Source organism: Flavobacterium ginsenosidimutans, assembly GCF_003254625.1.
In the GTDB taxonomy this organism is placed as follows: domain Bacteria; phylum Bacteroidota; class Bacteroidia; order Flavobacteriales; family Flavobacteriaceae; genus Flavobacterium; species Flavobacterium ginsenosidimutans.
Genome location: NZ_QJRJ01000068.1, coordinates 43,591 through 65,866, shown reverse-complemented (window position 1 = coordinate 65,866; position 22,276 = coordinate 43,591). Strand labels below are relative to the sequence as shown.

Genomic DNA, 22,276 nt, shown 5'->3' with positions numbered 1-22,276 from the left:
TTAAAGATATGATAAATATCTGAAAATAACACCTTTAACTGTTAAAATTAACTATAATCAGTTAAAATGCTTAGATCTTTATCAGTTAAGAGATGAAGATGAAACAATTTTAAAATCAGCATATTTCCAAGATTCATCAAATGCATTTTTAGTCTGCAAAGCTTCTTTTCCTTTTTTCTGTTGAGTTAAAGAATTATAAAGCCCAATAAGCGCCCAGCCATTTTTAGGCCAGATTTGTAGATCTCTTCTGTAGATTTTTTCGGCTTCGGCATATTTTTCTGCTTTAAGCAACACTGCTCCTAGATAATGTCTGATTGAAAAAAACCAGTCTGGTGGTTCATTATAATTCAAACGATCTTCGAGTTCTACAGCCTCAGTCAATAAAGAAACTGATTTAGGCAGATCATTCTGTTTGAAAGCAATATTTCCCGCAAGCACTTTGGAAGCAATGTCAGCAAGATCTGTTATCTTATTAATATTCCAAACCGTAATATCCTTTAGAGAACTATCTTTTGAAAGCTTATTGAGAGCAGAAAGTTCATTTTGCGCTTCGGTCATATTCTTTTTTCCGAGAAAAGCCATACCACGCGCATAATGCCAAACAAGCTGAGGATAAATAAGATCTTTATCTGGTTTAGGAAGTGAAATAATAGTATCCCACATTGCAAATTTTACTGCAATGTAATACGGAATAGTATAATAATGCTGTAATGTTCCCCATCCAGGCTGACGCATAATTTCGACTGAAGTATGTTCTTGAAGCACTTTTGCGGTATTCCAAGCCAATTTAGAATTTCCTTCCAAAGCTGCAGTTGCTGTTAAAAAATGATAATTATGCGGATAATATGCCAAAGGATAAGCGCCCTGTGCATGGCAAGTCGTAGTATAAATACTGTCGATTCTTGCTGCTTTAATATTGGAAAGCGATCCCTCATGATAATCACCCGTTCTAATGTAGATATGAGATGGCATATGAATCAAATGTCCTGCACCTGGAACCAAACTCTCTAATAACTTGGCGCTTTTCATCGCTTTTTCTGGAGTGGCTGAAGATTCTACTGCATGAATATAAAAATGATGCGCTCCAGGATGCTTCGGATTTTTTAGCATTAATGCTTCTAAAACCTTTACAATTTCTGGAGTCCACTCTTTTATTGCTCCCGTGTTTTTATCGTACAAATCCCAAGGATGGAGATTCATTAATGATTCAGCATAAAGCGCTCCAATATCAGGATCTGAGGAAAATTGCGTATAAACCTTTTTCATAGCTGTAGCATAGGCAATATCTAAAGGTCTTCGATCAGCAGGTGGTTTCGAAGCATATCTCGTGATTAAAGCTTCAATAAGTGCTTTTTCTTTTGGGGAACTATTTACAGAAAGACTTTTAGCTTTTTGAACCGCATCATAAGCCCGTTGGAAATTGTCTTCTTCCATTCCTGCGTTATAGTTTGGCCCAAGAACATAAGCAAATCCCCAATATGCCATAGCGCATTTTGGATCTAACCGAGAAGCTTCAAAAAAAGATCTTGCCGCCTCGGCATGATTAAAACCGTAAGCCAACATCATTCCCTGATTAAAATATTGCTGCGCTTCTTTGTTATGGGTTGTAATTTTAAAATCAATTCCGTCAAGGCCTTTAAATTTCGGTGCTTTTTGATTTAGCGCATACCAATCTTTATCTGTTGTCTTTGGCGTATAACAGCCTTTTGGAGAAGTAACTTTTATCGATTCTGTTTCTGCGTCTTTATTTTTACAGCCAAAAACAAAAATAACTGCAAATAGTAAATAGTAATGTTTCATCACAATAATTATTTGTATTTATTAAAAATCCGTGAAAAGCTCGTTGAACTAAGAAACCGTTTTTACTTTGGCAGATTGAGGAAGATATTTTTTGTACAAAACTACAAAAAAATAAGTATATCTATTTGAAAAACAAATAGATATACTTATTACGTAAAATTTTATGATTAGTAAATAAACTCAATAATTTATTAGTTTTTATTACCTACTTTTTCCAAATATTCACCTAAAGGAATATCCAGACCAATACCTATAAATCCATCTTTTCCAAAATTTCTATCCTTAACGAATGGAAATCCTAGTATAACATTAAAATCTAAAGCATTGTAAAAACGTAATCCCACTCCTGCTCCTACATGAGGAAAATCAAAATTTTGATCTGTAGAAGTATTCGCTAAAGTATAAAGTAGTCCTGAGCCGTATAGAATAGTATAAAACTCATTAATAAAAGGAGCTCTTTTATTAAGATAAACATCATCTTTAATTACGTTTTCATATCCTCTATACTTTTTGAAATCGTATATTTTATATTTAACACCTATTTTTTCAGATGCAAAACCGATCGTTTTTATAGTTTCTGGTTTCTTTGGATTGTCTGGATTCTCAGCCTCGGAACCATCATCTGGGAATGTAAAATCTTTAAAGAAGAAATTTTCATTCAGTCCTAAAGTTAAATACAATGAAAATCGAGATGGATTATTTCTATTGTAAAACTGCTGTAAATCATTCAAAAATGAAACAATATCAATTTCTACATATTGGTTTTCTGGCGAAGAATTAATTAAAGTATATTTTTTCATTCCATTAATGAAAATAATATATCCCTCTTTGAATTTACTATTAGGCAATTGTCCTTCCACAATATGACTATACTCTCTTAGCAAATTAATAATACTCTCATATGTCTGTGCCTTATCTAAATTGTCTAGGTTTGAAATAAATTCAAATAATGAAGCCATTTCAGGCTTATAGCTAATTTTTTGATCAATTTTTGATAGAATTTGAATTTTTAAAAGAGGTATTAATAATTTTACTTTTTCTAGTATTTTGACATATCTTTCTTTATTTTGATTGTCTAGATAAGCAACTTCAATAATTTTTTTAGAAACCATTTCTTCTAAAAAATTCAAGTCTTCAATTTTTATATTTTCATTCTTAGTCAAATAATAAACTTTAGCGTGAAGTTCCGAGATACAGCTTGAAATTTTATTTTTTGAAATCGTATCTAGATTCGATGTTACCATAGTGGCTTCTTCAATATCTTTTAAAATCTGCTCTAAATACACCTTAAAAAAGACCTGCGATTTTGTAATTTCTTTTTTATACTTTAAAATCGATGAATCTAAAAGAGTTGACAAATTTTTTAGTTTCTGTAAATCATCAATAATTTTATTAATGTTGCTAAATTCTTTATCATAGTCAGTTCTTGTTATAACAATATTATTCAAAAAAGAATCTATCTCAGACTTTATGGTGTTATCTGTTACACTAATTTTTTCTAATTCAGTTTTTATTTTTAAATAATTCTCGACTTTTTTATCTTTAATAAAATCTAGAACCATTTTTTTATTATTATCACCGATCTTATCTAAATCATTAAATTTATAATTATCTTTCAATACATAATACTTATTAATATCCAATTCATTTATTGTTTCTAAATTTTTATCTAGAAGCTTGAAAGTATTAATATTTGAATTATAATTTTTAATTGTTGGATTTAATCTTAGGATTAAAGTATTAAGATTGTTAGTATCTAAATCTGACTTTAAACTAGTACCTGTGTCTGATTTGAAACTCGTGTAATCCGCATTTTCAAGCACACTAACCACTTCTCTAGTTTTAATGTAATTTGATAATTTTTCAACATCTTGCTTAATTAAACTTAACCTATCATTTTCTTTAAATATTTTATCATCATAATTAAAAGCATTGACGCCCTGTGTTGTTAATTGATCTACTACATCAGCTGGAGTCTTCCCTAAATTAACTGATAAAAATTCCTTTATAACATCGTAATTCTCACTGTAAAGGTCAATTTTTTCTTTAATCTTTTTGGGAAGAGAATCCATCTCATTTTTGTATGGTACATCAACATAATAATCATCTTTATGATAATCTATTTTATTTTTGAAGAAACCTTTTTTAGTAACGTTTTCATTATTTGACAATGTAAAACTTACAACATCTAGTAAAATCCCAAAAGGAACGCTAATCTCTATTTTTTGAGTTTTTACTACCTGCTCATTGTTTTGTACCTGTTTAGATTTTATTACTGATTTACTATTTGTTATTTGATTGTTATTTGCTGTTTGGTTATTACTCACTAATTGATCATTTTTTATTTCTTTATCATTATTTATTTCTAAGTTTTGTTTTATATTATTTTTCATTTTAATTTTAGACAAACGAGATTTCTTACGGTTTAAAGATTCTATTTTTCTTTTTATGAATTTACTAGTTATTTCGTCACTTGTCTTTTTATCAGCTATCTTTTCTTCATAATCATCTTTTATCTTACTAGGAATATTAGTTGATTCTTGAGAGCAATCGCCATTTTCACAATGAATTAAGTACTCTATAAAATAACTGTACAATTCAATTTTACTTTCTAATCTTGCTGCTCGTGGAGAACTAAGTTTTTCTTTTTTGTTTATCTTTTCTAATTCTAAATCAAAATTGGTTTTACCAATGAAATTGGTATTATATTTATCATTAAGCTTTTGAAAAATATCACTTTCAGACTTTATCAAAGCTTGAGTTATTCCAAGTGCTAAAGCGTAATTTGTTGTTAGTTCCAAAATTTCTTTTTCAATTACTTCAGGCTGTTTTTCATTCAAAAAAATGTTTAGGCAATTTTGAACATAGAATTTTGTAGTATAATCTGATTCTGGAAACATTTTAAACAAAAAACGCTTTAAAGCTTCTTGCTTAAGCTCGCTTTGTTTTTGCATTATAATTTCGGTTAATACTTTGACATCTATTGTTCCTTTATTCATGGTTAATTTTTCCAAACCGACCCCAAGCGTAGGACCAATTTGGGAATATAGAAACTGACAAAAAAGAGTAAGTGTTAAAACAAGTATTATTTTCTTCATATATTGGTTTGTTTTTGGTTTATTTTGAGATAAAATTAACAATAAAAATCATGTAAAAAAATAGGATAAGTACGGTATTTTTTTATTATACAATTGAATGCTAATCAATTAAAGATTTAAATCAACATCAATTCCTTCCTCAGTTTTTAAGCATATTCTATATCTGCCAGTTTGTTCTCCTTAGAGTAGATAAATTAGTCTTGATTAATAAAAAACACCACATCTACACCACATCCAATAAATTTTCATCGATCAATTTATCTTTTTAGTATAGTAAAAATCTCTATACTTCTACTTTATTATTTTATCCCGAAGCGAAATCATTCCTTTGAGTAAGAATTGAGAAAACCAATAAGCTCCTATAACCCTACAAGCCTATCAAACAAAACTACTTCTGGTAACATCCTAATTATTTCTTTTTCAAAAACCTGAATGTGTGTACATACTTTCATCAGGATTTTTGAACCTAGTATTCATTTAAAACAATAAGCAAAAGGTTATCAGAATCTGGTAAATGATTAAAAAATTATTCTTTTTTCTGATATTTTTCTGTGCCTTTATTTCAAATGCGCAAGTATCGCAAGACACCATAAAAAGTGGATTTGATATAGGGAAAATTGAAATCGAAAACCCTAAAAGCATCTTGTCTTCTTATACTTACGATCCTTTTACCAATACTTATGTTTATACCGATTCTGTTGATGATTTTTCAATAAATTATCCTCTTTTTCTAACTCCTGCGGAGTATGAAGATTTAATGCTGAAAGAAGCTAGAAGAAATTATTTCAGGAAAAAAATGGATGCGGTTGATGGCAAAAAAAAGGGTACAGAAAATGCAAAAAAAGATTTGCTACCCAGATATTATGTCAATTCCAGCTTTTTTGAATCTATTTTTGGAAGCAATACAATCGACGTAAAACCTACAGGATCAGTAGAAATGGATTTGGGTTTATTGTATTCTAAACAAGATAATCCTGCAATTTCAACCAGAAACAGATCAAGCCTTACTTTTGACTTTGACCAGCGAATTAGTCTGGGGCTAGTTGGTAAAGTAGGTACAAGATTAAGTGTAAATGTCAATTATGATACTCAATCTACATTTGCATTTCAGAATATGTTCAAATTAGAGTATACTCCTGATGAGGATGATATTGTACAGAAAGTTGAAGTCGGAAATGTTAGTATGCCTTTAAACAGTACTTTGATTACTGGAGTGCAAAACTTATTTGGCGTAAAAACAGCTTTACAATTTGGAAAAACAACGGTTACTGGCGTTTTCTCCCAACAAAAATCAGAAACCAAAACTGTAAGTGCGGAAGGCAGCGGAGCGGTTCAAGAATTTAATTTGTATGCCTTGGATTATGACAGCAACAGGCACTTTTTCTTATCACAGTATTTTAGAAACAAATACGATGCTACTCTAAAAAATTACCCCTTAATTGATAGCCGTATTCAGATTTCAAGAGTTGAGGTTTGGGTAACCAATAAGCAAAGCCGCGTTAGTACAACTGCCAATAATTTAAGAAATATTGTTGCGGTTCAGGATTTGGGTGAAGCACAATTGACTGGCCTTTCAGATGATCAAGTTGTGGTGCTGAGTCCTTCAATGGGAATGTTTAATAACGCTGCCGATTCTCCTCCTGATAATTCAAATAATGATTATGATCCTGCTCAGATTAAATCTGGAAGTGGTTTGCTGAATAGTAATATTCGTGAAATTGCTACTTCAGCATCTGGTTTTAATGTGTCTGTAAAAGAAGGGCAAGATTATTCGAAACTTGAAAATGCAAGGAAATTAACTTCAACAGAATATACTTTAAACAAGCAATTAGGATATATTTCTTTAACTCAAAAACTGTCTAATGATGAAGTTCTTGCCGTTGCTTATCAGTATACTTCAGGTGATCAGGTATATCAAGTTGGAGAATTTGCTGATGATGGTGTCGATGCTACAGTAGTAACAGATTCTCAAACTATTACAACACAAAGTTTGGTTTTAAAAATGCTGAAAAGCAGTTTGGTCAATATAAAAAATCCTGTTTGGAATTTAATGATGAAAAACATTTATCAAATTCCAAATGCTTACCAAATAACGCAAGATGATTTTAAATTCAATATTCTTTATACAAATCCTTCACAGCTAAATTATATTACGCCTGTAACTTCTTTTCCGCCAAATCCAACAGACGAAAATAAAGTAGCTGAAACGCCTTTATTGAAAGTTTTTAATATGGATAGGCTAAATTCAACCAATGATCCACAAGATGGCGGAGATGGCTTTTTTGATTATGTATCGGGCATTACAGTTGATGCTTCAAACGGACGAATTATTTTTACCACAAAAGAACCTTTTGGTGAATTGATTTTTAAAAAACTAGCAACAAATTCATCAGAAGATTATAACAATACTGCGTCATACAATGCGAATCAGAAAAAATATGTTTTTAGAAGTTTGTACAACAATACGCAAACTGGCGCTCTTCAGGATAGTGATAAAAACAAGTATTTATTAAAAGGAAAATATAAATCTTCAGGATCAGATGGAATTTCAATTGGTTCAACCAACGTTGCAAAAGGATCTGTAATTGTCACAGCAGACGGAAGAACTTTAACTGAAGGAATTGATTATAGCGTAGATTATCAATTAGGAAAAGTACACATTCTTGATGCTGCATTATTGGCTTCAAATGCCAGTATTACGGTGACACTAGAAAGTAACTCGGTTTTTGGACAACAGACTAAAAATTTCATTGGCTTAAATATCGATCATAAAATATCAGATCAATTTACCATTGGAGCTACTTATTTAAAATATACGGAGAAACCTTATACACAAAAGTCAGTTTATGGACAGGAATCTGTCGATAATACCATTTTCGGATTGAATACTAATTTTTCTAGTGAAGTTCCTTTCTTTACCCGACTGGTCAATAAACTTCCTAATATTGATACCGATGTTCCGTCGAATCTTTCGGTTCGAGGTGAAGTTGCTTTTTTAAAACCAAATACAGCAAAAGCGAGCGATTTTGAAGGAGAATCAACCATTTATGTAGATGATTTTGAAACTGCAGCGACAACTATCGATTTAAGCTCAGCTTATTCTTGGAGCCTTGCTTCTACACCTGCAAATAATACTACAAGCCTTTATAATTTTAACGAAAGTGCAACCGATTTAAGTTATGGCTATAAAAGAGCTAAATTGGCTTGGTACAGCATTGATCCGGTATTTTACACTTCTAAACCTTCAGGCATTTCTAATGATGATATTTCTCTCAATTCAACCAGAAGAATTTATAAAGAAGAGTTATATCCAAACACAGAAACCGAAACGGGACAAACTCTTGTTGTCAGTACTTTAGATTTAAGCTATTATCCTTCAGAAAGAGGACCATATAACAATGCACTCAATTATTCTGCTTCTCCAAAAGAAAACTTTGGAGGAATTATGCGATCTTTAAATTCGACCAATTTCGAACAGGGAAATGTACAATACATTCAGTTTTGGGTTTTAGATCCTTATGTTGGAAACGGAAAAACCAATGATGTTAATTCAGGAAAAGTCTATTTTAACTTAGGTGAAATCTCCGAAGATGTTCTTAAAGATGGAAGAAAACAATATGAGAACGGACTCGGAACAGATCAATTAATGGTAACGCCTCGCGGAGTTTGGGGTGATGTTCCAGCATCACAATCGTTGACTTATGCTTTTGACACTGATACTGCAAATCGTTCCAATCAGGATATAGGTTTAGATGGTTTAAAAAATAGTGAAGAAGCACAGATTTATACTAATTATGCCTCAGAATCGGATCCCGCAGCTGACGATTACACTTACTATCTTAACAGTACAGGAGATGTTTTAGAACGATACAAAAAGTATAACGGAACCGAGGGAAATTCAGCTGTAAGTACAGACGATGCCAATCGAGGATCTACAACTTTACCTGATGTAGAAGACATAAACAGTGATTTTACCATGAATACGATCAATGCTTATTATGAATATAGTATTGATATAAAACCAAATATGGAAATTGGGCAAAATTATATTACTGATATTCGAAATACTCAGGTTACGTTGGCAAATGGAAATACGACACAAGCAAGATGGATTCAGTTTAAAATTCCTATTTCACAGCCAGAAAATACCATTGGAAGTATTTCAGATTTTACTTCAATTCGCTTTATGCGTATGTTTATGACAGGTTTCAGCGAGCCTGTCACGCTTCGTTTTGGATCATTAGATCTTCAAAAAGGCGATTGGAGAAACTATACTGAAACTTTAGACATCAATGATACCAATACAGAAGATGATAATACAGAGCTGGATGTTTTAGCTGTTAATATTGAAGAAAACGACGGAAAATGTCCTGTAAACTATGTACTTCCTCCAGGCGTAGAAAGAGAACAAACTTACAGCGGCAATACCGTTATCTATCAAAATGAACAGTCGCTTGGTCTGAAAGTTTCTGGAAAAGGATTAGAAGCAAACGATTCACGTGCGGTTTACAAAAGCATAAGCATGGACATGAGACAGTATAAAAAACTTAAAATGTTTTTGCATGCAGAATCATTAACTGGTCAGACGCCACTTGCAGATAATCAGATGAGTGCTTTCATTCGGTTAGGAAATGATTATACCGAGAATTTTTATCAGATTGAAATTCCATTAAAAGTTACACTTTCATCAGGCTGTTCGTATTTGAGTCCAGAAGTAGTTTGGCCAGAAAGCAATGAAATCGATTTGTCTTTATCCTTATTATCTCAACTGAAAATGCTATACAAAAAAATAGCAACTGCCGATCTTCCCGCTGACGGAATTTATTATTTAGACGAAGATAATGAGAAACTAGATCCATCTTTAAGCAGCAAAGTAAATAAGCTGCGATTGGGAGTAAAAGGAAATCCAAATTTGGGTTATGTGCGAACCTTAATGATCGGAATTAAAAATAACGATCAGCATCAGGATATAAAAGGAGAAGTTTGGTTTAATGAACTTCGTTTGGCAGAAATGGACAATACTGGCGGAATGGCTGCGGTTGTAAACATCGATTCTAACCTTGCCGATTTTGCGACTGTTTCGGCAACAGGAAAAATGAGCACAATTGGTTTTGGATCTTTGGAACAAACTTCTTTAGAAAGAAGTCAGGAAGATGTACAGCAATATAACTTGCTGACGAATGTTAATTTTGGAAAATTGATGCCAAAAAACTGGGGAATTGCTCTGCCATTTAACTATGCTGTATCTGAAGCTACAATTACGCCAAAGTACGATCCTGAAAATCCTGACATTACGCTTCAAACTATGCTGAATACGGCAGAAAGTGAAGCAGAAAGACAAAACATTAAAAACAGAGCGATTGATTATACAAAAACCACAAGTATCAATTTTATTGGCGTTAGAAAAGAAAGAAAGCCGGAGCAAAAAGCTCATATTTATGATATAGAAAACTTCACATTTTCGCAGTCTTTTAATGAAACTTCAAGTCATGATTACGAAAGAGAAAGCTATGTTGACCAAAGAAGCAATACAGCTTTGAATTATGATTATAGCACAGAAACAAAAACTGTTGAACCTTTCAAGAAAACAGAATTCATGAAAAAGAGCAATTATTGGAAACTTTTGAGCGATTTTAATTTCAATTATATGCCTTCAAATATTACTTTCAATACCAATATTTTAAGGCAATTTAACCAACAGCAATTTAGACAGACTGATGTTGAGGGAATCGCTTTAGATCCTTCATACAGCAGAAATTTTGAGTTTAATATACAGTATGGTTTTACTTTTAATTTGACTAAATCTTTAAAATTAAACTTTACCTCTTCGACCAGTAATATTGTAAAAAACTATTTGGACAATAACAATCAACCTATAGATGGTTTTAAAATTTCGGATCATTATTTTGACATTGGAGAACCAAATAAACATGTTCAAAAACTGGTTGTAAACTATGAAATTCCTATCAGTAAAATTCCTCTTTTCAGTTTCGTAAAAGCTAATTTAACTTATACTGGCGATTATAATTGGCAGCGATCATCTGAAGCACTAACAAAAATTGAAGTCGATGGCGTTACTTATAATCTAGGAAATACTGTTCAAAATGCAAATACAAGTAATTTGAATGCTACTTTCAATATGGAAACTTTATACAAGTATTTAGGCATTTCGAAAACTGCAAATAATAAAAACAATATACAGAAAACCACTGCTGTAAAACCTGGAGAAAAAATTGTAAAAGCAAATACTGTTGAAAATACAAACAAAAACACATTTGTAAAAAGTCTCTATGGTGTATTAACAAGTGTAAAAAACATTACTTTAAATTTTAGCGAAAATAATGGAACCATTTTGCCCGGCTATCTTCCGACTTCTGGGTTTATGGGATTTTCTAAACCTACGTTAGGATTTATTTTTGGAAGTCAGCATGACATTCGCGATGAAGCGGCAAAAAAAGGCTGGCTGACCAATTATCAAGAATTCAATCAAATGTATTCTACTTCTCAGAGCAAGATTTTTAAAGGAACAGCCAATATCGAATTAATTCCAGATTTAAAAATTGATTTGCAAGCGAATAGATCGTATTCCCAAAATTTCTCAGAACAATATGATATAAGCAACGGACAATACAATTCGAGATCTCCTTATACTTCGGGAACTTTCTCCATTTCTACAGCATTGATAAAAACAGCATTTTCTGCCAGTGACGAAAATGGTTCTGAAGCATTTGAAAATTTTAGGAAAAACCGAATAACAATTGCCTACCGACTTGCTGAAAGAAGAGGAATAAACGTAAATAACGGAACTAATATTGGCACTGACGGATTCCCTTTAGGATATGGAAGCACTAATCAATCTGTTTTATTGGCTTCTTTTCTTGCTGCGTATACAGGAACTAATCCTAACGATGCAGCTTTGGGAATATTTAGAAACTTCCCTATCCCAAACTGGTCATTAAAATATAATGGTTTGATGAGGTATAATTTTTTCAAAAACACATTTAAGCGATTTTCACTCCAGCACAGTTATCAGGCAACTTATACTGTAAATGCCTTTAATTCAAATTATAATTATGCTAAAGATCCGAACGGAATGGATGATAATGGCAATTATTATAATCAGACAATTATGTCTAATGTTACTTTGACAGAACAATTTAACCCCTTTTTAAAAGTCGATTTTGAAATGAAGAATTCATTTAGACTTCTCACGCAAATCAACAAAGACAGGTCTTTATCAATGAGCTTTGACAATAATAATTTGACCGAAGTAAACGGAATAGAATATGTTGTAGGAGTTGGCTATCGTATTAAAGATGTGGTTTTCACTTCTAGATTAGCTGATAATCCCACAAATACAGTAAAAAGCGATATCATTATAAAAGCAGATTTGACGCTCAGAAACAATCAGACCATTGTGCGTTATCTGGATTACGATAACAATCAGTTAGTGGCAGGGCAAAATATTTGGACTTTAAAGACAACTGCAGATTATTCGTTAAGCAAAAACCTGACTATGATATTCTATTATAACCATTCTTTTTCTAAACCTGTTATTTCAACTACATATCCTTTAACTACAATTAGTTCAGGACTTACCATTCGATACACTTTTGGAAATTGATTTCAAATGTTCAGTTTTAAGATTTTCTCGAAAACAAAATTCTGTAAAATTAAACTATTCGTCTATGAAATTCCTTAGCCAGTATATTTAATGTGCTGATCCAATTATAGATAATTACTTTTAAATCGAAATTAGGAATTCGGCGAAAGCCATATATAACAGATTCGAAAAGATACTTTAAAAATGGATTTTAAAATAAAAACTAATAACGTGCGTAGTTTTGCAATGCATACCTTAACGCAATTTACAGGTTGCACCAATTCTTTAAAAAAGATTGGTCCTGTTAAGAATATTGGACAAATCGCAATCTGCCGAACAAGTTCTAAACTTGAAGATCTTTTATTAATGAGTCCGCTTTTAAAAGAACTGTCAAACACCTATCCTACTGCAAACATTGATTTATTTGTGAAAGGCTCTAAGGCGGCAGAAATATTCAAAAATTACAACAATATTGACACTGTAATTGAACTTCCTGAAAAATCGTTCCAACAGCCTTTGGAATATTTAAAATGCTGGGGGAAACTTAGAAGAACAAAATACGATCTGGTAATTAATGCCGATAAATCATCATGGCTTGGAAGAATTGCTGTCAAATTTACAAGAGCCCGATTTAAACTTTACGGTGATACCTTAAGCGAATCTGCAGCTTTAATCTTTTCAGATTACAAGCATGCGGCCAAAACTTCTGTATATGATTTCCGATTTTCGGTATCGAAAGATGGCATTTTTGAATGGAATGATAAAGTTCCTAATCTTGATTTGAAACTAGATTCATCTGAGATGTCTGAAGGAAATAGAATTTTTCGCAAAATAGCTCCAGCCGCAAAAAAATCAATCTGCATTTTTACCTATGAGGAAGGTGAAAAACGTCATTCTGCAGAATGGTGGGAGGAATTTTACCAAAAAGTGCGAGGAAGTTTTCCTTCGTATACCCTTATAGAAATTCTTCCCACAGAAAAAGTTTCTCAAATTGGCTTTAAAGCCAAATCATTTTACAGCAGCGACATTCGAAAAACAGCTTCAATTATAGCCAATACTTCTATATTTATTGGTGCCGATAATGGAATTATGCAATTGGCAAGTGCAACAAAAGTGCCTGTTTTAGGTTTGTTCATTACAAATCCGGAAAGATATGCTCCTTACAACAATTACAGCTCTGCAATCGAAACTAATGAAGATAGCATAGATAATATTGTGGAACTTATCGATACTATCCTTCATCATCGTTTAAACTAGTTTTATCGTGCTTTATTTAGATTTAAACATTTCAACCAATTCATCAATGGATTGCTGTGACGGAGAAGCGAAATCCTGAATACCATCAATGGCATCTTTGCCAAGAATTTCTGCTCTCGATCTCATCTTTAATTCATAAGCTCCTATTGCAGCTCTCAAATCACTAAATTGACCGTTGCTGAGACATTCGCTTAAATCTAAAGCATCAAGCATCGCAGTATTTACTCCTTCTCCAGAAGGTGGCATTAAATGAGCCGCATCGCCAATAAGAGTAACATTTTCATTTGGTTCCCATTTTTGATCAGTTGGAAAATAATTTAACTGACGCATCACAAAATTGCGACATGATTTGAATAATTCGAAAAATAAAGGATTCCAGTCTTCATAATACTTTATTAAGTAATTATAAACCTCATCAGCATTATTGAAATCAATTCCGTTTGATTCTAACCAATTTTCAGGATATAAAGAAGCGGCATAAAAAGTCAATCCTCCATTGCCCATTGGCTGTACAGCAATAGTTTTTCCAATGTCCATTGCAATAAGATTTGCATTATCGACCAATTCATAAATATCAGGACAATCTATTTTAGGATTTTCAATTTCTCCCTGAATAATTGATGCTCCAGAATACAATGCTTTTATATCGGTTACATAACTTCTAACTTTCGAACGATAACCATCTGCTCCAATTACAATATCTGCAAAAGCTGTACTTCCATTTTGAAATTTCAATTCCCATGAACTTCCAATTTTATTCATACTCAAAAATTGACTGTTCCAAACAACGGTATCTGGCAGCAAATTCTCAATTAGCATATCTCTTAATGCGCCTCTGTCAATTTCTGGTCTAAAATTTTCATTTTCAAAATCATCTTCACCTGTATTTTCCTCGACAAAAAGATTGGCCTCTTTATCAACTATTCGATATCGATCAGCGCCTTTCATATAATTGGCTTTGAATGCTTCTATTAAGCCCGCTTCTTTCATCACTTTTAAACCCGAATCAAAATGCAGATCAACTATTGCGCCTTGAACTCTACTATTTTGGTTAAAGTCTCGTTCATAAACTTTAACTTCTGCACCCTTCATCTGCAACAAACGTGCTAGCGTCAATCCGCCTGGACCCGCACCTAATATTGCTATTTTTTTATTTTCTAAAAGATTTATTCCTTTGATTGTTTCCATTTTACTTCTTATTCTTTTCAGGTACAAAGGAAACGCGTCTCAAAAGCATAAGCAATATCAAAACGAAGCAGATATAGAACTAATCGAGGTTTTTGTTTCGAAATGCTATTGGAGACATGGAAGCTATTTTAGAAAACAAACGTGCGAAATAAGAATAGTCATCGTAGCCTAATTCAGATGCAATTTCCTTGATGGATTTATCCGAATGATGAAGCAGGCGTTTTGCTTCCAAAATAACACGTTGCTGAATATGATAAGAAGGTGGATAACCTGTTACTGTTTTCACACATTCATTGAGATAAGGAGTAGAAATATTCAGTTTATCAGCATACGAACCTGGTCTTTTTATTTTGACGAAATTTAATTCTAATGCCGCTTTGAAAGTCTTAGCAACAACTTCAAATCTTGAATAGTTATCGGTTGATTTTGATTGTACAGCATATTGAGAAATTATTAATGCTACTAATGTATTAACGCTTTCTTTCAAAATGGAACCATACAATTTTTCATGTTTCCTTTCTGAAAGTTTCAAACATAATGAGGCACTTTCTTTTAGAATAGAAAAAGCATCTTCTGTTAATGATAATGTATTCACTGGAGAAAGTTCTTCAAGCAGTTTTAAATATTCAGGACGGAGATTTTCGACAGTTATTATCCAGCTGGTTACTGTCGCTTCTTCAAATGAAATGAGACGATGTACTTGATCGGGATGAATAAAAATAACTGATGATTCTTTTATCTCTTGTTTTTGAAAATCAATTTCAATATTGGTAGTGCCTTTTTCCTGTAGAATAAAGGTGTATCCTCCGTCTCGATGGGATCTTTCTACTTCTTTAGAATCAGGTACACCATTAAATATTCCCTTTCCGATTATAATCCCTTCTTTAAATTCCGAAGGAATTGTATTTACAGGAATAGATTTTACTTTCATTTATTCATTTTTATTGGACAAATCAAAGTTAATTTATTTATTGCTTAGCAATTTTTAATAAAGAGTTAAAAAAGGAAATATTTAAACGATCGCTTTCTGTAAGTATCATAAAACAAAAAGACGCCAATTAAGGCGTCTTTTATAAGGTTACTGTTTCCAGTTAGATTATCTTAAATCAAATCTGTCCAGATTCATTACTTTAGTCCATACAGCAACAAAATCAGTTATAAATTTTTCCTGTGCATCAGAAGCAGCATATACTTCAGCTATTGCTCTTAGTTCTGAATTTGAACCAAAAACAAGATCAGCACGAGTTCCAATCCATTTTGGCTGTCCAGTGCTTCGGTCGTTTCCTGTATAAAGTTCTTTATCATTAGAAACTGACTGCCATTGTGTATTCATATCCAAAAGATTTACAAAAAAATCATTTGTCAAATGACCTGGTCGAGTTGTAAAGACACCATTTTTACTTCCGTCAGCATTAATATCCAGAACGCGAAGTCCTCCTAAAAGTACTGTTAATTCTGGTGCTGTAAGAGTTAATAAATGTGCTTTATCTATAAGAAGTTCTTCTGTTAAAACAGTTGATTTTGTTTTTCTATAATTTCTAAAACCATCCGATTTTGGTTCAAGATATCCAAATGACTCAACATCAGTCTGTTCTGCAGATGCATCCATACGCCCAGGAGAAAAAGGTACTGTTACTGATGTTCCAGCGTTTCTAGCCGCTTTCTCAACAGCTGCCGAACCAGCTAAAACAATTAAGTCAGCCAATGAAACTTTTTTACCATCATTTTGCGCACCATTAAATTCTTTTTGAATAGTTTCTAATTTATCCAAAACCACTTTTAATGCTGCTGGATTATTTACTTCCCAATCTTTCTGAGGAGCAAGTCTAATGCGACCACCATTTGCACCGCCTCGCTTATCTGATCCTCTAAAAGTAGAAGCCGAAGCCCATGCTGTTGAAACCAACTGAGATGTACTTAAACCTGCGTTTAGTATTTTTTCTTTCAGTTGCGCTACATCCTGATCATTTATTAATGTATGATTTACTTCTGGAATTGGATCTTGCCATAACAATTCTTCTGAAGGTACTTCAGATCCAAGATAAAGGGCTTTTGGTCCCATATCACGATGCGTTAATTTAAACCATGCTCTAGCAAAAGCATCAGCAAACTCATCAGGATTTTCTAAAAATCTACGTGATATTTTCTCATAAGCTGGATCCAGTCTTAAAGATAAATCTGTAGTAAGCATTGTTGGAAGGTGTTTTTTATTAGAATCAAAAGCATCTGGAATAATTGCTTCAGCGTTTTTTGCTACCCATTGATGCGCACCTGCTGGGCTTTTAGAGAGCTCCCATTCAAAACCAAATAAATTTTCGAAAAAGTTATTGCTCCATTGAGTTGGTGTTGTTGTCCATGTAACTTCAAGTCCGCTTGTTATCGCATCGCCTCCTTTACCTGAACCAAAACTATTCTGCCAACCTAGTCCTTGCAATTCTAAACCAGCTGCTTCAGGTTCATTACCCACATTATCAGAAGAAGCAGCACCATGCGTTTTACCAAAAGTATGTCCTCCCGCTATTAATGCTACCGTTTCTTCATCATCCATCGCCATACGCCCAAAGGTATCTCTTATGTCTTTTGCTGCCGCGATAGGATCAGGATTTCCATCAGGACCTTCAGGGTTTACATATATAAGTCCCATTTGCACTGCTGCAAGGGGTTTTTCAAGATTTCTACTATGGATATTACCATCTGCATCATCATCAGCTGATACTACACCATGATCTTTTGGAACACCTTCTGAGCCATCTTTATAACGTTCATCACCGCCTAACCATGTGGTTTCAGATCCCCAATATACAGATTCATCGGCTTCCCATACATCGGCACGTCCTCCTGCAAAACCAAATGTTTTGAAACCCATTGATTCAAGAGCAACATTTCCTGTTAAGATCAACAAATCGGCCCATGAAATCTTTTGGCCATATTTTTGTTTGATTGGCCAAAGCAGCCTTCTCGCTTTATCAAGACTCACATTATCAGGCCAGCTGTTAAGAGGTGCAAATCGCTGCTGTCCTGCTCCGGCACCGCCTCGTCCGTCATGAACTCTATAAGTACCAGCACTATGCCAAGCCATTCTTATGAAAAGACCTCCGTAGTGACCAAAATCAGCAGGCCACCAATCTTGCGAATCAGTCATAAGAGCATGTAGATCTTTCTTTAAAGCCTCAATATCCAAGCTTTTAAAAGCTTCTGCATAATTGAAATCCTTATCCAGCGGATTTGACAATAATGAATTTTGTCTCAGGATGTTTACCTTTAACTGTTTAGGCCACCAGTCAAGATTCTTTGTTCCTGCTGCAGCTTGCTTATCCATGCTCCCATTATGAAAAGGGCATTTGCTGATGTCATTCGATTGATTATCCATAGTTTTAAATTTTTTATTTTTTACTAAATTACTAACTAATGAAACAGAAAGATATGAGGACGAATCATAAATAACACTTCTAAAATAGACAAAATCTATTTACGCGTTATTTCATAATTACATTTACTTATAAGGTCAAATGGTATTTACAAAAGGCTTTTAGAAAAGAAAAAAACATTTTTAATTATATAAATTTAATAAAAAGATTTCTCTTATTTCTAGGAAAATTCGAGCAGTATTTCTTTTAATAATCTTATAACATTTAAAAATTGATTCGTTAACCTACAACTTTTGTAGAAAATATCTAATCAATACATCATTTTTTCGTCTCAATAAAATATTGATTTATGTGTATTCAGTTTGTACTTTTGCTTTTATGAATGACAACTTTATAAATGAATACTTCGGCATAGGAATACAAAACGGTAAAACGCCAGAAAACTTAGGTGTTTTATGGCGATCGGCTCAAAATTTAGGCGCTACTTTTATATTTACTATTGGTAATCGATATGCCAAACAAGCTTGTGATACTCATGATGCAGTAAAAGCAATTCCTTATTTTCACTACGAAACTTTTGAAGCTTTTTTTGAAAATTTACCAAAAGGAGCAAGATTAGTTGGGGTTGAATTATCTGATAAAGCTTCCGACTTAGAAACCTTTGAACATCCAAGACGCTGTGTCTATATATTAGGAGCAGAAGATCATGGTTTGCCCAAAAAAGTAATGGAAAAATGCCATCATTTAGTAAAATTCAAATCAGAAAAAAGTTTAAATGTAGCAGTGGCTGGAACTATTGTTATGTACGATAGAAATTTATCTAAGCCGCGTTCTTAAGTAAAATAGCTAAAGCTTGTTTCAGATTATAATCTGAAACGGAATTTTGATATACTGTACATATTTTTTTTCCATCTTTATATAAAAATTGGTTTAACTAAAACAGTATAATAATGGAACCTAATATGCTACTTCAAACTGAAGCTTGGCTCATTGCTCTTCTGCTTTTTATCGTAATGCTTTTTTCTATTTTTATTGGGAAGACAATTGGAAGCCGTAAACGCAACGAAAAAGCTTCTGAGGAAAAAACTTCAGAAACTTCTGCACTAACTGCCCTGCTCTTCTTTCTGCTTGCCTTTACATTTGGAATGAGTAGCGAGCGATACGATTCGAGAAGAAAAATAGTAGTTGAAGAAGCCAATGACATAGGTACCGCACTACTTCGCTGCGACCTTTACCCAGATTCTGTTCGGACTTTACTTCGTAAGGATTTTAAAGAATATGTAGATGCAAGAATAGACTATTATGCTGCAGGACCAAATATAAAAAAGATACTTGCAGCCGACAGTCTTTCTCAAGTAATTTCATCCAGATTATGGAAGCGTTCTGCGGAACTGTCTAAAGATCCTAAAAACTTGGCAGCCACACAACAGATGATTCCCGCTCTGAATACGATGATCGATGTTACATCGTCACGTCTTGCTGGAGAAAAAGCAAAAGTTCCGCAAAGCATTCTGATAATGTTATTTTTCCTTTCTGCTATTACCGCTTTCTATAACGGATATTCAAGCGCTAGAAAAGGAAAAGTAGATTGGTTAGTTGAAACCGGATTTTGTCTTCTTGTATCTCTTGTAATTCTCTTTACTCTCGATCTGGACAGACCTAGAAGAGGTTTTGTAAATCTTGATGTTCCTAATCAGACAATTATTGATCTTCAAAAAAACTTTAATTAACTTTTAAAGTTCTTAAAAAACACAAAAGAATCTGTTGCAGTTTATTCTTCGCAACAGATTCTTTGTTTATATTTTATTCTAAAATTGTTCCAGAAAAAAAGAAGAAATACTATTCTTTTTGGATAAAACAAATGGACAGATTTTGCCTTGTTGGAAACATAATTACCTCATATTCGTTTGTATTATCCGTATTTTTAGATACTACATAATTTCCATCAATAATTCCAAAATAAGTTAATAGCGGAGAATAAAATGTAATTCCTATTTTGTGCTTTAAAGGATCAGTAATATCACTGTTAATGATGTCCAGTTTATAATTAATAAACGGAAAATACTGATTTCCTAACACATCCGAAACTCTATGAAAATTACCTTTTAACTGTTGAACGTATCCATCGGCAGCAATTCCGACAAGAAAATGCAGTTGTGAAGCTTTTTCATTCTCAGACAATAATTCCCTGAAAGTATTTTTAGGATTTTCAGAAGAATTGAACTGCTGGCTCTGCATTTTATATTCTTTAAAAGTATCTTCAAAAACATATTTATCCCATAATATTGTAGAAGAACTATCAATAATTACACGATATGCAAGTCTTATTTTTGATATTTCCATGTGTTATATTCCAATTTGTTTTAAAATAACTTCAAAAACCAGCAAAACAGCATTTTCAGAAAGAGCTTCCCATTCTATTGCACTTACTTTTTTAAGACTTAAACCATCTTTAGCTTCTAAAAGTCTGTCTTCTACTTCGAAAGCGCCGTTAATCACAAATACAAAAACACCGTTTTTAGTATCTCTCAAAGTATAAGAACCATGCTTTCTCCCATCATAAACACCTATAAAACCAGCATTTTTTCCGATTTCGAATAAAGGCAACATTTTATTTCTAGAAGTAAAATCGATTTCAGAAAGCTCAGAGTGATTTTGATAAAATTGCAAATCTTGCAGAAAATCAATCTGTAGATAACTTACGATTTCATTTTCATAAGGGTTAAATATTTCAAAAGACATTTCACTTGAAACTTTCACTAACTTAATCTGATCTACCCTTAAAAATTCCGATTTAAGATGATTATCTGAATATTCTACTCCTCCAAATAATGGCAAAATAACAACATTTGTATTCTCCTTAACAGTTACATTAATACGCTGATTTGGACCAAGTATTTCTTCATTCAAAATTTGTAATGTTCCGAATGGTTTTCTGGACAAATCCTGATAATCTGCAAAATTAAAAGTGGCGAAGCAATTATGGTTTTCTGTTTTAAAAACTCCTCTCGCTTCTGACTTATATATTTGTGTTGGAATCTGCTTAATCATCTTAATTAACTTAAACGTTTTTAAGCCGCAACTTTAATCGTATGTTTTAAAACAAATCCTTCTGAAACACTTCCTGTAACTTCAGCTAATTCATTGGCAACCGAATCAGAAAAAACATTATCAGAAGCATTATATGTGTAACCTGATAATCCTTTTGTATATCCATTTGCTGTTGATGCATTTACCAGAGCAACTGCACTCCCAGAACCTTCAGGAAATGCAATTTGAGTTACTAATAATGAAGTTCCGCTAGAATTATAAATATGAACATGAATATGTGTTGCACGACCTGTATACCAGCCTGGAAATATAGAGGTGAAAGTCACTAATCCGTTTTCATCTGTAGTTTGCCTTCCTCTTAAAAAATGCGACGAAGTGTAGTTAACTGACTGCATAGAAGTTCCTCCATATTCAGAATAATAACCATCTTTATCGCAGTGCCAAATGTCTACAATAGCGTCTTTTAAAGCGGCACAACTTGCTTTTGTATTCTGTATTGTAATATTGATCTTAAAAGCAACTCCCGTTCTGTCCATGATAATATCTGATTTTACTAAAGAAGACGGCGTAATAGTCGGAAATGGACCAGCCGTTTCAGAAGAAGTTACAGAGCAGTCTGTAGAACCAGAATTAGATCCTGTATCATTAGCTGTACCGCTATCAGTATCGGTGTCTGTTGATGTGCTTTCAGAATCATCATCTTTACTGCATGCATTTAGGATTGGAATAGCAAATGAACCTATTCCTACTAAACCTAAACCTCTTAAAAAATCTTTTCTTTTCATATTCACTTGTTTTTTTGTTAGAATCATTTAAATGATGAACAGTATTTTTTAAGTAAAATTATCTGAAATTATAATCGCGAAAAAAGTTTGAGGTAATCAGCAATAATTATGAGGTAAACCGAGAAG

At 32.9% G+C, this 22,276-nt stretch carries 12 protein-coding genes; 4 read left to right on the top strand and 8 right to left on the bottom strand.

Features of this window, described 5'->3' with window-relative positions; genetic code table 11:
• Positions 1–81 precede the first annotated feature (81 nt).
• Positions 82–1,800 carry a tetratricopeptide repeat protein gene (locus DM444_RS03805; protein ID WP_111284143.1) on the bottom strand — a complete coding sequence of 573 codons (1,719 nt, stop codon included), beginning with the start codon at positions 1,798–1,800 and terminating at the stop codon, positions 82–84.
• Positions 1,801–1,991: 191 nt separating this feature from the next.
• Positions 1,992–4,898, bottom strand: a complete 2,907-nt coding sequence (locus tag DM444_RS03800; protein ID WP_162614912.1) for a hypothetical protein — start codon at positions 4,896–4,898, stop codon at positions 1,992–1,994.
• 514 nt (positions 4,899–5,412) lie between these two features.
• On the opposite strand from DM444_RS03800, the gene sov reads away from it, so the two are divergent.
• Positions 5,413–12,522, top strand: coding sequence for a T9SS outer membrane translocon Sov/SprA (sov, locus tag DM444_RS03795; protein ID WP_111284139.1), 7,110 nt, complete (start codon positions 5,413–5,415; stop codon positions 12,520–12,522).
• 183 nt (positions 12,523–12,705) lie between these two features.
• Positions 12,706–13,758, top strand: coding sequence for a glycosyltransferase family 9 protein (locus tag DM444_RS03790; RefSeq protein WP_111284137.1), 1,053 nt, complete (start codon positions 12,706–12,708; stop codon positions 13,756–13,758).
• 12 nt (positions 13,759–13,770) lie between these two features.
• Here DM444_RS03790 and DM444_RS03785 read toward each other — a convergent pair whose 3' ends face one another.
• The 3 genes from DM444_RS03785 to katG all read right to left on the bottom strand — a co-directional run bounded on the left by DM444_RS03785 (position 13,771) and on the right by katG (position 18,316).
• Positions 13,771–14,946: an FAD-dependent oxidoreductase gene (locus DM444_RS03785; RefSeq protein ID WP_111284135.1), complete on the bottom strand. Its 1,176-nt coding sequence runs from the start codon at positions 14,944–14,946 to the stop codon at positions 13,771–13,773.
• 79 nt (positions 14,947–15,025) lie between these two features.
• A complete protein-coding gene (locus DM444_RS03780; protein WP_111284133.1) occupies positions 15,026–15,877 on the bottom strand; it encodes an AraC family transcriptional regulator in 852 nt (283 codons plus the stop codon).
• A gap of 165 nt (positions 15,878–16,042) precedes the next feature.
• Positions 16,043–18,316 carry a catalase/peroxidase HPI gene (gene katG, locus DM444_RS03775; RefSeq protein WP_111284131.1) on the bottom strand — a complete coding sequence of 758 codons (2,274 nt, stop codon included), beginning with the start codon at positions 18,314–18,316 and terminating at the stop codon, positions 16,043–16,045.
• A gap of 376 nt (positions 18,317–18,692) precedes the next feature.
• Between katG and DM444_RS03770 the strand changes: the two genes are divergently transcribed.
• Complete coding sequence (locus DM444_RS03770) at positions 18,693–19,151, top strand: RNA methyltransferase (protein ID WP_111284129.1); 459 nt, start codon at positions 18,693–18,695, stop codon at positions 19,149–19,151.
• Between the two features lie 113 nt (positions 19,152–19,264).
• Positions 19,265–20,044 carry a bestrophin-like domain gene (locus tag DM444_RS03765; RefSeq protein WP_111284126.1) on the top strand — a complete coding sequence of 260 codons (780 nt, stop codon included), beginning with the start codon at positions 19,265–19,267 and terminating at the stop codon, positions 20,042–20,044.
• Positions 20,045–20,153: 109 nt separating this feature from the next.
• On the opposite strand, the gene DM444_RS03760 is transcribed toward DM444_RS03765, so the two are convergent.
• Genes DM444_RS03760 through DM444_RS03750 form a run of 3 tightly spaced genes read right to left on the bottom strand, consistent with a single transcriptional unit; the run spans position 20,154 to position 22,150 of the window.
• Entirely contained in the window at positions 20,154–20,657 is a 504-nt protein-coding gene (locus DM444_RS03760; RefSeq protein WP_111284124.1) for a hypothetical protein, read from the bottom strand.
• A 3-nt stretch (positions 20,658–20,660) separates the two neighbouring features.
• Positions 20,661–21,365, bottom strand: a complete 705-nt coding sequence (locus DM444_RS03755) for a pirin family protein (RefSeq protein ID WP_111284122.1) — start codon at positions 21,363–21,365, stop codon at positions 20,661–20,663.
• A 20-nt stretch (positions 21,366–21,385) separates the two neighbouring features.
• Positions 21,386–22,150 carry a dioxygenase family protein gene (locus DM444_RS03750; protein ID WP_111284228.1) on the bottom strand — a complete coding sequence of 255 codons (765 nt, stop codon included), beginning with the start codon at positions 22,148–22,150 and terminating at the stop codon, positions 21,386–21,388.
• Positions 22,151–22,276 lie beyond the last annotated feature (126 nt).

Bases quoted from the DNA above. Each gene is read 5' to 3' on its own strand.
- DM444_RS03800 (WP_162614912.1), bottom strand. From the start codon at position 4,898: ATGAAGAAAATAATACTTGTTTTAACACTTACTCTTTTTTGTCAGTTT.
- DM444_RS03755 (WP_111284122.1), bottom strand. From the start codon at position 21,365: ATGATTAAGCAGATTCCAACACAAATATATAAGTCAGAAGCGAGAGGA.
- DM444_RS03765 (WP_111284126.1), top strand. From the start codon at position 19,265: ATGGAACCTAATATGCTACTTCAAACTGAAGCTTGGCTCATTGCTCTT.
- DM444_RS03780 (WP_111284133.1), bottom strand. From the start codon at position 15,877: ATGAAAGTAAAATCTATTCCTGTAAATACAATTCCTTCGGAATTTAAA.
- DM444_RS03805 (WP_111284143.1), bottom strand. From the start codon at position 1,800: ATGAAACATTACTATTTACTATTTGCAGTTATTTTTGTTTTTGGCTGT.
- sov (WP_111284139.1), top strand. From the start codon at position 5,413: ATGATTAAAAAATTATTCTTTTTTCTGATATTTTTCTGTGCCTTTATT.
- katG (WP_111284131.1), bottom strand. From the start codon at position 18,316: ATGGATAATCAATCGAATGACATCAGCAAATGCCCTTTTCATAATGGG.
- DM444_RS03750 (WP_111284228.1), bottom strand. From the start codon at position 22,150: ATGAAAAGAAAAGATTTTTTAAGAGGTTTAGGTTTAGTAGGAATAGGT.
- DM444_RS03790 (WP_111284137.1), top strand. From the start codon at position 12,706: ATGGATTTTAAAATAAAAACTAATAACGTGCGTAGTTTTGCAATGCAT.
- DM444_RS03785 (WP_111284135.1), bottom strand. From the start codon at position 14,946: ATGGAAACAATCAAAGGAATAAATCTTTTAGAAAATAAAAAAATAGCA.
- DM444_RS03770 (WP_111284129.1), top strand. From the start codon at position 18,693: ATGAATGACAACTTTATAAATGAATACTTCGGCATAGGAATACAAAAC.
- DM444_RS03760 (WP_111284124.1), bottom strand. From the start codon at position 20,657: ATGGAAATATCAAAAATAAGACTTGCATATCGTGTAATTATTGATAGT.